Source organism: Pedococcus bigeumensis, assembly GCF_006438965.1.
Lineage (GTDB): Bacteria > Actinomycetota > Actinomycetes > Actinomycetales > Dermatophilaceae > Pedococcus > Pedococcus bigeumensis_A.
Genome location: NZ_RCZM01000007.1, coordinates 96,781 through 107,574, shown reverse-complemented (window position 1 = coordinate 107,574; position 10,794 = coordinate 96,781). Strand labels below are relative to the sequence as shown.

General features: G+C 69.2%; 13 protein-coding genes. 3 read left to right on the top strand and 10 right to left on the bottom strand.

Features of this window, described 5'->3' with window-relative positions:
* Positions 1–47: 47 nt before the first annotated feature.
* Positions 48–1,784 (bottom strand): ABC-F family ATP-binding cassette domain-containing protein, encoded by a 1,737-nt coding sequence (locus EAH86_RS18710; protein WP_140743580.1) that lies wholly within the window; start codon positions 1,782–1,784, stop codon positions 48–50.
* 161 nt (positions 1,785–1,945) lie between these two features.
* Between EAH86_RS18710 and EAH86_RS18705 the strand changes: the two genes are divergently transcribed.
* A complete protein-coding gene (locus EAH86_RS18705; protein ID WP_140743578.1) occupies positions 1,946–2,845 on the top strand; it encodes a hypothetical protein in 900 nt (299 codons plus the stop codon).
* A gap of 57 nt (positions 2,846–2,902) precedes the next feature.
* On the opposite strand, the gene EAH86_RS18700 is transcribed toward EAH86_RS18705, so the two are convergent.
* A complete protein-coding gene (locus EAH86_RS18700; RefSeq protein ID WP_140743576.1) occupies positions 2,903–3,550 on the bottom strand; it encodes a TetR/AcrR family transcriptional regulator in 648 nt (215 codons plus the stop codon).
* A gap of 63 nt (positions 3,551–3,613) precedes the next feature.
* On the opposite strand from EAH86_RS18700, the gene EAH86_RS18695 reads away from it, so the two are divergent.
* Positions 3,614–4,165 (top strand): cupin domain-containing protein, encoded by a 552-nt coding sequence (locus EAH86_RS18695; RefSeq protein ID WP_161988702.1) that lies wholly within the window; start codon positions 3,614–3,616, stop codon positions 4,163–4,165.
* 17 nt (positions 4,166–4,182) lie between these two features.
* On the opposite strand, the gene truA is transcribed toward EAH86_RS18695, so the two are convergent.
* Positions 4,183–5,067, bottom strand: coding sequence for a tRNA pseudouridine(38-40) synthase TruA (gene truA / locus EAH86_RS18690; protein ID WP_241668457.1), 885 nt, complete (start codon positions 5,065–5,067; stop codon positions 4,183–4,185).
* Between the two features lie 108 nt (positions 5,068–5,175).
* On the opposite strand from truA, the gene EAH86_RS18685 reads away from it, so the two are divergent.
* Positions 5,176–6,363, top strand: a complete 1,188-nt coding sequence (locus EAH86_RS18685; protein ID WP_170212829.1) for an MFS transporter — start codon at positions 5,176–5,178, stop codon at positions 6,361–6,363.
* Positions 6,364–6,448: 85 nt separating this feature from the next.
* On the opposite strand, the gene rplQ is transcribed toward EAH86_RS18685, so the two are convergent.
* The 7 genes from rplQ to infA form a co-directional block, all read right to left on the bottom strand.
* Positions 6,449–7,165, bottom strand: a complete 717-nt coding sequence (gene rplQ, locus EAH86_RS18680; protein ID WP_140743570.1) for a 50S ribosomal protein L17 — start codon at positions 7,163–7,165, stop codon at positions 6,449–6,451.
* Positions 7,166–7,234: 69 nt separating this feature from the next.
* Complete coding sequence (locus EAH86_RS18675) at positions 7,235–8,269, bottom strand: DNA-directed RNA polymerase subunit alpha (RefSeq protein ID WP_140743568.1); 1,035 nt, start codon at positions 8,267–8,269, stop codon at positions 7,235–7,237.
* A 146-nt stretch (positions 8,270–8,415) separates the two neighbouring features.
* Positions 8,416–9,024 (bottom strand): 30S ribosomal protein S4, encoded by a 609-nt coding sequence (rpsD, locus tag EAH86_RS18670; protein ID WP_140743566.1) that lies wholly within the window; start codon positions 9,022–9,024, stop codon positions 8,416–8,418.
* Between the two features lie 35 nt (positions 9,025–9,059).
* A complete protein-coding gene (rpsK, locus tag EAH86_RS18665; protein WP_140743564.1) occupies positions 9,060–9,464 on the bottom strand; it encodes a 30S ribosomal protein S11 in 405 nt (134 codons plus the stop codon).
* Positions 9,464–9,841, bottom strand: coding sequence for a 30S ribosomal protein S13 (gene rpsM / locus EAH86_RS18660; protein ID WP_140743562.1), 378 nt, complete (start codon positions 9,839–9,841; stop codon positions 9,464–9,466). The genes rpsK and rpsM overlap by 1 nt, the downstream gene beginning before the upstream one ends.
* Positions 9,842–10,077: 236 nt before the next feature.
* The gene (gene rpmJ, locus EAH86_RS18655) at positions 10,078–10,191 is read right to left on the bottom strand and encodes a 50S ribosomal protein L36 (protein ID WP_010148647.1); all 114 of its coding nucleotides are present in this window, start codon (positions 10,189–10,191) and stop codon (positions 10,078–10,080) included.
* Between the two features lie 78 nt (positions 10,192–10,269).
* Positions 10,270–10,491 carry a translation initiation factor IF-1 gene (gene infA, locus EAH86_RS18650; RefSeq protein ID WP_006946284.1) on the bottom strand — a complete coding sequence of 74 codons (222 nt, stop codon included), beginning with the start codon at positions 10,489–10,491 and terminating at the stop codon, positions 10,270–10,272.
* Positions 10,492–10,794 lie beyond the last annotated feature (303 nt).

The window sequence follows — 10,794 nt, the reverse complement described above, 5'->3', positions numbered from 1 at the left end:
AGGATCCGCCACGTTCGGGCGTGGCGGATCCTTCAAAGACCCAGACCTCAGCGAGCGCGGGCGACCCGGCCTTCGTCCCACACCGGTTCGTCCGACTCGTACACGCGACCGTCGGCACCGAACACCAGGAAGCGGTCGAAGCCCCGGGCGAACCACCGGTCGTGGGTGACCGCGATGACGGTTCCCTCGAAGGCCTCGAGCCCCTGCTCCAGGGCTTCGGCGGAGTGCAGGTCGAGGTTGTCGGTCGGCTCGTCCAGCAGCAGGCAGGTCGCTCCGGACAGCTCGAGCAGCAGGATCTGGAACCGCGCCTGCTGGCCACCCGAGAGCGACTCGAAGGTCTGCTCGCTCGCGCGGGCCAGGCCGTAGCGGTCCAGCACGCGGGCCGCCTCTTCGCGGGGCCGTCCGGTCCGGTGCTCGTCGCCGCGGTGCAGGATCTCCAGCAGGGTGCGGCCGAGCAGGGCGGGCTGCTCATGGGTCTGGGCGAACCACCCGGGACGGACCCGTGAGCCCAGCCGGAGCCGACCCGTGTGGGTCACCGGCGTCGGCTGGAGGTCCCCGACCGGACGGTGCTCGGCATCGGGGTCGCTGCCACCACATGCGACGAGGCGGAGGAAGTGCGACTTGCCGGAGCCGTTGCTGCCCAGCACAGCGACGCGTTCGCCGAACCAGATCTCGAGGTCGAACGGCTTCATCAGGGCCCCATTGGCCGAGGGGCCTGCGGGCCGATCGGCACCCGCGGCGGGAGCTCCTGCGCTCAGCTCCAGGCGTTCGGCGATGACGGCGCGCTTGGCCGTGCGACCGCCCTTGAGCCGCATGTTGACCTTCTGGCGCAACGGAGTCTCCTGCGGGGGGCCGACCTCCTCGAACTTGCGCAGCCGGGTCTGGGCGGCGTGGTACCGAGGCGCCATGCCGTCGTTGTACTTGGCCTTGACCTTGAGCATCTGGACCAGGTCGATGATCTTCTGGTGCTCCTCGTCCCAGCGACGGCGCAGCTCCTCGAGGCGCGAGTTCCGGTCCTCGCGGGCCTGCTGGTAGGTCGAGAACCTGCCGGGGTGCACCCACAGGGTCGATCCGGCGCCCCCGGGCTCGAGGGTGGCGACCCTGGTGGCCACCCGGTTGAGCAGCTCCCGGTCGTGGCTGACGAAGAGCACCGTCTTGGGCGAGGCGATGAGCTGGTCCTCCAGCCACCGCTTGGCCGGCACGTCGAGGTAGTTGTCCGGCTCGTCGAGCAGCAGCACCTCCTCGGGACCACGCAGCAGCGCCTCGAGGACCACCCGCTTCTGCTCGCCGCCCGAGAGGGTGGTGACCTTGCGCCACTGGGCGTTGTCGAACGGCATACCGAGGGCCGCCACGGTGCAGACATCCCAGAGGGTCTCGTAGTCGTAGCCGCCCACGTCGCCCCACGTGACCAGTGCGTGCGCGTAGGCCATCTGGTCGGCCTCGCTGTCGCGCTCCATCATCAGCATCTCGGTGCGGTCGATCTCGGCCGCGGCGTTGCGCAGCGGGTCGGGCGCCACCGACAGAAGCAGGTCGCGCACCGTCGACTCGTCGCGCACCTGCCCGACGAACTGGCGCATCACGCCGAGCCCGCCGGAGCGGGTGACGGCCCCCTCGTGGGCGGCCAGGTCGCCGGCGATGATCCGGCCGAGCGTCGTCTTGCCGGTGCCGTTGGGACCGATGAGCGCGACCTTCGCGCCCTCCCCCACGCGCAGCGAGACGTCGCTCAGCAGCTGCCTGCCGTCGGGCAGGCTGAAGTTCACGGTGTTGATGTCGAGGTGTCCCACGGGGTCAAGGGTGCGTCACGCGACCCTTCCGCGTCATCTCAGTTGTCTGGACAGGCGAGGCCGGACGAAGGGACTAGACCTTGGTAAAGGCTTGTCAAAGTTGGCAGGGAGCACGGGTCTGGACCCGCGACCATGGACAAGTCACCCCGAAAGGACATTCCGTGCCCCGCTCCACCTCACCCGCCCGCCTCGTGGCTATGGTCGCCCTCGTGGCGATCCTCGGTGCCGTGGGCGTGACGGTGGCAGGCCAGGCGATGGCCGCGTCCGCCGAGGCGGTGGACCGCGCGGCTCGACCGGCCGCCGAGCGAGCCATGTGGGTCTGGGACACCTCCGACCCGCAGTCGGTCGTCACTCTCGCCACGTCCCGCGAGATCGGCCAGCTGTATGCCGCCGTCCCCCCGCACGTGGACAGCTCGCCGAAGCTCGCCGAGCTCCAGCAGCTAGTCGCCCTGGCCGATGCCGCGGGGATCCGCGTGGATGCCCTCGGCGGCGATCCCGGCTGGGTCGACAACCCGGCCTGGGTGGTCACCAACTGGCTGCAGCCGGCACTGGCCACGGGGCTGTTCACCGGGGTCCATGTCGACATCGAGCCCTACACGACGGCCGCCTGGACCAAGAATCGCAAGGCCGTCATCACGAAGTACCTCGCCACCCTCGACAGGCTGCACACCGCTGCGGCAGGCGCGCCGATCGAGGCCGACATCCCGTTCTGGTTCGACGAGATCGCCGCCAACGGCTCGACGCTGGACCGTGAGATCATGCGGCGCACCGAGGCCGTGGCAGTCATGGCCTACCGCAACCACGCGGATGGCCCCGACGGCACGATCGCCCTGGCGTCGGCGGAGGTCGCGGCAGGCGGACAGCTCGGTCGCCCGGTCCGGATAGGCCAGGAGACGAACTTCCTCGGCACCGACCCGACCGAGGTCAAGCAGACGTTCCACGGCATGACGCTGGCCCAGATGGACAGCCAGCTCGCCCAGGTGCGGGACGCCTTCGCCGCCTCGCCCGCCTTCGCCGGCCTCGCCATCCACGACTCGCTCGGCTACGCCGCCATCAGCTGACCGCTCGCCCGCACCCACGGCCCTCGCGACGCCGGACTCGGCCGGGCGCGTCGAGGGCTACTCGCGTTCGAGGAGCAGGCGGTACCACAGGTCGTCCAGCAGCTCCGCGTAGCGCTTCGCGGTCCATCCCCGCGAGTGCAGCAGCAGCCAGTAGTCGGGTGAGTTCGTCGACCAGATGATGTCGGCGACCTCGCGGTCGGTGAGGTCGGCTCGCAGGTCGCCCGTGGCCCTCAGGTCGGCAGCCATCAGCATCATGTTCGCGGCTCGACGGTCCATCACCATCGACCAGGCCCTGGCCGCCTCGGGGTCGGCCTCCCCCGCCCGCCGCAACGCCTCGAGGAGTGGGGCGGTGCGGGGAACCAGGGTCCGGAGGGACTCGGCATACAACTCCAGCTTCTGGCGGCCGGTGGTTGCCGCACGGATCGCGCGGACGTAGTCGCGCTCCGCCGCCGGGATCGGCTCGTTCGAGGAGCCCAGCACCATGTCGATGACGGCCACCACGAGCTCGGGCTTGCGCCCCACGCTGCTGTAGACGGTGTCGACGGACACCCTCGCCCGCGCAGCGATCTGCGCCACGGTGGTGGCGTCATATCCGTTGTCCGACAACAGGTCTCGCGCCGCGGCCAGGACCTGCCGACGGGTGCGGGCAGCTCGCTCGGCGCGGACGGGCGAGGTGTAGCGCCGAGGCTTGACGGTGTCGTTCATTGGGCCTACCGTACCAATATTCGCCCGAATCTGCTTCGGATGAATCGTTCGGGAGGAAACACCATGACCGAGACGCAGTCCACCGCCACCACACCTCGCCCCGCCGCGGAGGTGGCAGCCCTGCCGCGGGCCGTCTTCCGACCCAGGGGCACGGGACGCGGAACCTGGGCGATGGGCTCGTTGTTCGAGCACCTGCTGACCGCGGAGGAGTCCGACGGAACGCTCGGCGTCGCCCTGGTCACCCAGCCTCCTGGGATCGCGACTCCCCTGCATCGTCACCACCGCGAAGCCGAGGCGTTCTTCCTCCTCGACGGGACCATGACCTACCGAGCCGGCGACGAGGTCTTCCACCTGACCGAGGGTGACTTCATCTGGCTGCCGCCGATGCTCCCCCACGCCTTCCGCATCACGGGCGACCGACCGGTGCGCTTCCTCGGCCTGGCCGACCCGGGCCACATCTTCGGGCTCTACGACGAGGTGGGGCTGCCCGCGCTGGAGCTCCGGCTCCCTGGCGCGGACGGGCGACCCATGGCGGACGAGATCCCGCGCTGGAATGCCGTTGGACCCAGGTACGGGCTCGAGGTCGTCGGGCCGCCGCTGCCCGTGGACGCGTAGGAAACAGACACCGCTGCTCAGCCGAGGGTGCGCCGGACCCGCGACTCCCTGGCGCGGACGGCCAGCCCCGCGTCGTCGGGGTAGACGACCTCCTCCAACGAGAGGCCGTGCGGGGGCATCACCACGACCGCGGCGTCCCGCACCGCAGCGCGCATGACCTCGGCGGGCCAGTCGACCCCCCTGCGCCCTTCTCCCACCGGCACGACCGCGCCGACGAGCGAGCGCACCATCGAGTGGCAGAACGCGTCAGCCACCACGGTCGCCTCGAGGGCGCCGTCAGGCCCGCGGCGCCACGAGTAGTCGAGCAGGGTGCGCACCGTCGTGGCACCCTCACGCCGCTTGCAGAACGCCCCGAAGTCGTTGAGCCCCAACAGCTTCTGCGCTGCGGCATGCATTGCGTCGACGTCGAGCGCACGGTCACGGTCGCGCTTGAGGATGACAGTCTCCCGCCGACGTAGCGGGTCAGCCAGCTGAGGTTGGTCGGCCAGCCGGTATAGATAGCGGCGCTGCAGGGCCGCGAACCGTGCCTCGAAGCCATCGGCGGCTACCGCAACGGCGCGCACGCCGATGTCGGCCGGGAGGATGCCGCGCAGCCGGCTGAGGGCCGCCTGCTCGGGCGTGCGTGAGGAGCGTCCGGGCAGCGCCGCCCAGGCGGCTGGGTCGGGGTCCAGGTGGGCGACCTGACCCCGTGCATGGACGCCCGCGTCGGTCCGGCCGGCCACCGTCAGCCGCACTGGCTGGTCGGCCCGCAGGATGGTGGTCAGGGCGGCGGACAGGGTGCCCTCGACCGTCCGCAGCCCGGGCTGGGTTGCCCAGCCGGAGAAGTCAGTGCCGTCGTAGCCGAAGTCGAGGCGGATCCGCAGCGGCGTGACCGGCTCCCCACGCTGCCCGTCCCGCTCCATGGCGCCACCCTAGCGAGCTGCACTGCCAGCGCTGCGGCCGCGGTCCAGGGCAGAACGAGCGTCTGCGACCCATCGCGAGCGCTGCTCTGCGAGAGTGGCGACGTGACGATGACCACCGACGCGACGATCCTGCGCAGCCACCGCCTCGGGATCGCCGGCGCGTTCGCGGTGCAGGGCCTGCTCTTCATCTCCGTCACCACCCGGTTACCGCGCTTCCAGGAACGGTGGGACCTCTCGGAGCTGTTCGTCACCGCACTGTTGCTGATGGTCGTGCTGCTGGCCGGAGCCGGTTCGGTGCTTGCCGAGGCAGGCGCCAAGCGCGGTGGGAGCGCCCACGTCCTGCGGGTCGCCTTCACCCTCATCGCGATCGGACTGGCGCTGGTCGCCGTGGCGCCGACCAGGCCCGTTGCCATCGCCGGCCTGGCGGTCTACGGCCTCGGTCTCGGCGGCGTGGATGCCGCGTCCAACATGCAGGCCGTGGCACTGGAGCACCGCTGGGGTCGCACGATCCTGCCGTCCTTCCACGGCGCCTGGACCTTGGGCGGCATCGTGGGCAGCGTCATCGCCATCGCCGCGAGCAACCTCAGCATCACGGCCAGCCTGCTCCCGCTCGCCGTGGTCGCCCTCGTGATGCTGCGGGCGCCCCTGCTCCCGCCGGAACAGACCGCCGGTGCCGATGCGCCCCCGACGGTCGCCGTCGACATCCCCTGGCGCCGGATCGGCCTCATCGGAGCCGCCATGGTGCTGTTCTACATGGTCGACACCGCGGCAACGACGTGGGGACCGGTGTTCCTCAAGGCCGCCCACGGCGCACCCGGCTGGCTGCTGCCCATGGCGACTTTGCCCTACCTCCTCGCGAGCGGCGCCACCCGCCTGGTCGGCGACGGGCTCGTCGACCGGTTCGGGTCGGTGCGCCTGCTCCGCGTGGGCGCCGTTGTGGCGTGCCTCGGCCTCGCCGTGGTCGTCTTCTCCCCCACCTGGCCGTTGGCCGTGGTCGGATTCACCATCGTCGGCGCCTCGGTGGCCGTCATTGCACCGTTGAGCTTCTCGGCTGCCGCAGTGGTGGCGGGCACGGGAGTCGACGAGGCCAGCCGTCGAGCCCGCGTCGACGCGGTCATCGCCCGGTTCAACCAGTTCAACTATGTCGGTGGGCTCCTCGGCGCGGTCCTGACGGGCGCTGTCGGTCAGGACAACCTGCGCCTCGGGTTCGCCGTCCCCATGGTCCTGGTCCTGCTGATCCTGCCCTTGGCCGGTGTCTTCCGTGCCGAGCCGGCCGCGCGGCATACCTCCGCCTGAGCGTCCCCGCCGAGAGCACCCGAAAGGGCCGTTCACCACGTGAGCGGTGAACGGCCCTTTCGGTGTGCCGGGTGGCTGGCCTGGGTCAGGCGCCGGCCTTGGTGAAGCCAGCGGCCTCAGCGTCATCGGCGGACTTGAACCAGAACTCGGCGTGGGTCTGCTCGAACCACTGGCCATCGGCCTCGTGGTACTTGCCGGAGTCGGCGTTGCCCTTGACGACGTAGGCGTCGTCGGGCGAGGAGCCGTCCTCGTTCGCGGCGATGGCACCCTTGGGCAGCTCGACGGCTGCCTCGGTGGTGTCGGTCGCGTTGTCAGCCTTGGCCACGTCTTCGGAAGCCTTGTCCTCGGCGGCCTTGGTCTCGACCGCGGCCTCCTTGGCCTCGGCCTGCTTGGCGGACCGCCTGGTGGCAGCCTCCGCCTCCTTGACGGTCGCCTTCTTGGCCAACGGCTCGCGGACGAGCTCGATCACGGCCATGGGGGCGTTGTCACCCTTGCGGGCGCCGATCTTGGTGATGCGGGTGTAGCCGCCGGGACGCTCGGCCATGTCGGGCGCGATCTCGGTGAAGAGACGGTGCACGACACCCTTGTCGGAGATGACCGACAGGACGCGACGACGCGCGTGGAGGTCACCGCGCTTGGCGAACGTCACGAGACGCTCGGCGAGCGGGCGAAGGCGCTTGGCCTTGGCCTCGGTGGTGGTGATCGAGTCGTGCTCGAACAGCGACTGGGCCAGGTTGGCCAGGATCAGCCGCTCGTGAGCCGGACCGCCGCCGAGACGGGGACCCTTGGTGGGGGTAGGCATGGTTCAGGTTCTCCTTGGTGTGTGACTGTTCGGCACCACGGGCGGTGCCGAACAGTCAGCGGCGGTTGGTCAGAGCTGCTCGTCTTCGGCCAGCGCGCGGCCGTCGTCAGCGAAGTCGTCGTCGTAGTCGCCGTAGTTGTCGGCGATGGCGGACGGGTCGAACCCGGGCGGGCTGTCCTTGAGCGCCAGACCCATGCCCACGAGCTTGGCCTTGACCTCGTCGATCGACTTCGCACCGAAGTTGCGGATGTCGAGCAGGTCGGCCTCGCTGCGACCCACGAGCTCACCCACGGTGTGGATGCCCTCGCGCTTGAGGCAGTTGTAGGACCGGACGGTGAGGTCGAGGTCCTCGATCGGCAGCGCCAGGTCGGCAGCCAGGGCGGCGTCGGTCGGCGACGGGCCCATGTCGATGCCCTCGGCCTCGACGTTGAGCTCGCGGGCCAGGCCGAACAGCTCGACCAGGGTCTTGCCGGCCGAGGCCATGGCGTCACGGGGAGCCATCGAGTTCTTGGTCTCGACGTCGACGATGAGCTTGTCGAAGTCGGTCCGCTGCTCGACACGGGTGGCCTCGACCTTGTAGGTCACGGCCAGCACGGGCGAGTAGATGGAGTCGACCGGGATGCGGCCGATCTCCTGGTCACCGGACTTGTTCTGGTTGGCCGAGACGTAGCCGCGACCGCGCTCGACGGTCAGCTCCATCTCGATCTTGCCCTTGCCGTTGAGCGTGGCGATGTGCAGGTCGGGGTTGTGCACCTCGACACCGGCCGGCGGCGCGATGTCCGCGGCGGTGACGGCGCCCGCGCCCTGCTTGCGCAGGTACATGACGACCGGCTCGTCGTGCTCCGAGGAGACGACCAGGCCCTTGATGTTGAGGATGATCTCGGTGACGTCCTCCTTGACCCCCGGGATCGTGGAGAACTCGTGCAGCACACCGTCGATGCGGATGCTGGTCACGGCTGCGCCGGGGATGCTCGAGAGGAGCGTGCGGCGCATGGAGTTGCCGAGCGTGTAGCCGAAGCCAGGCTCGAGCGGCTCGATGACGAAGCGGCTGCGGTTGTCTGCAACCACGTCTTCGCTGAGGGAGGGGCGCTGTGCAATGAGCACGGGGTGTTTCCTTTCTCGTCGGCGACCGCTATATGACGCCGAGAATGTGGACCGGCTGTCCCGGTCCGTCGTGCCCACCTCTGTCTGCGGGCACGACCCAAGGCGAGGTATGCCGCGTGGTCACCCACGCGGCATACCTCATGCCCTTAGTTCTTCGAGTAGAGCTCGACGATCAGCTGCTCCGTGAGGATCGTGTCGATCTGCGCACGCTCCGGGAGCTGGTGGATCATGATCTGCAGCGTGCCCGGGACGACCTGGAGCCAGGCCGGGGTGGGGCGCTCGCCGAAGGTCTGGCGAGCCAGCTCGATCGGGAAGGTGTTCACGGACTGCTTGCGAACGGTGATGATGTCGAACTGCTCGACGCGGTAGGACGGAACGTCCACTCGCACGCCGTTGACCTCGAAGTGGCCGTGCGTGACGAGCTGGCGAGCCGCACGACGAGTGCGGGCCAGGCCGGCGCGGTAGACCACGTTGTCCAGGCGGGACTCGAGGATCTGCAGCAGGGTCTCACCGGTCTTACCAGAACGCCGTGAGGCCTCCTTGTAGTAACCGCGGAACTGCTTCTCCATGACGCCGTAGGTGAAGCGGGCCTTCTGCTTCTCCTGCAGCTGGGTGAGGTACTCCTTCTCCTGCATCCGGCGACGGCCGTGCTGGCCGGGCGGGAAGGGACGGAGCTCGAAGTTCTTGTCGCCGCCGACGAGGTCGACCTTGAGGCGACGCGACTTCTTGGTGATGGGGCCGGTGTAACGAGCCATGAGTTTTCTCTATCTCCCTGTTCTTTACCGACGGCTCAGACGCGGCGGCGCTTGGGCGGACGGACACCGTTGTGCGGTGAGGGGGTGACGTCGCTGATGGCGCCGACCTCCAAGCCGGTCGCGGTCAGGGAGCGGATGGCGGTCTCGCGACCAGAACCCGGACCCTTGACGAAGACATCGACCTTGCGCATGCCGTGCTCCATCGCGCGACGGGCGGCAGCCTCAGCGGCCATCTGCGCAGCGAACGGGGTGGACTTGCGCGAACCCTTGAAGCCGACCTGGCCGGCGGAGGCCCAGGCAATGACCGCACCAGCGGGGTCCGTGATCGAGATGATGGTGTTGTTGAAGGTGCTCTTGATGTGAGCGTGCCCGTGGGCGATGTTCTTCTTTTCCTTGCGGCGCACCTTCTTGGCGCCGGCAGTGCGAGCCTTGGGAGGCATTACTTACCAACCTTCTTCTTGCCGGCGACGGTGCGCTTCGGGCCCTTGCGGGTGCGCGCGTTGGTCTTGGTGCGCTGTCCGCGCACGGGCAGGCCGCGGCGGTGGCGGATGCCCTCGTAGGAGCCGATCTCGACCTTGCGGCGGATGTCGGCGGCGATCTCGCGACGGAGGTCACCCTCGATCTTGACGTTCGCCTCGAGGTGGTCGCGCAGGGCGACCAGCTCGGTGTCGGTCAGGTCGCGGACGCGCGTGTTCGGGTTGACACCCGTCGCGGCCAGCGCCTGCTGGGAGCGGGTACGACCCACTCCGAAGATGTAGGTGAGAGCGATCTCGACGCGCTTCTCGCGCGGGAGATCCACACCAACAAGACGTGCCATCTTGTGTGTTTCCTTTGTTTCCCCGGAGGTCTGGAGCAGTACCGTTCCGGGCTTGGTCCCCAAGCTTTCCTGGGGGCACCGGTCCTCGGCCTCCGGGCCGGGGGTGACGTCCTGGGCTGCGTCGACGACGCTGCTCTCAGGGGCCGGGTACTGCGGTCGATTCACTTGTCTGCGCTTCTCGAAGAGATGCGAGTCGTGCTGGGCGAGTCCCGTTGCCGGGCCTCAGGTGGAGCTGGTCAGCCCTGGCGCTGCTTGTGGCGCAGGTTCTCGCAGATCACCATGACCCGGCCGTGACGGCGGATCACCTTGCACTTGTCGCAGATCTTCTTGACGCTCGGCTGAACCTTCATAGCCTCTGCTTCAGTCGATCTGGCACTGGCGATCCGGGCGGATCGACAGGTCTAGCGGGGTGTTGCTGGTCGTGCGGGCTAGCGGTAGCGGAAGACGATCCGGCCACGGGTCAGGTCGTACGGGCTGAGCTCCACCACCACGCGGTCCTCGGGGAGGATCCGGATGTAGTGCTGGCGCATCTTGCCCGAGATGTGAGCGAGAACCTTGTGACCGTTCGTGAGCTCGACCCGGAACATCGCGTTCGGGAGAGCCTCGACGATCGTGCCCTCGATCTCGATGACACCGTCCTTCTTGGCCATATCCTCCACAATCTGTCGCCGTGGCACCCCCGGTTGGGGCGCGCACACGAATACGGCACGCGAGGTCGCGCACCGACAGACCAGTCTACGCCAGGACGGCGTGAGCACGAAATCGTGCTCAGCCCCCCGACTTCTGGCCGGTCGTGGCGCATGTCGGACCCATTTCGCCCCCAGAGCCGCCACAGCTGGCCAGAAGTGCGTGGTGTCCCGACACCCCGACTTGTTGCTCAGAGCAGGTCACCGGACGCCGGATCCACGGCCCGGTGACCACCACGCAGCAACAAGTCGCCGGGCCGCCGGACC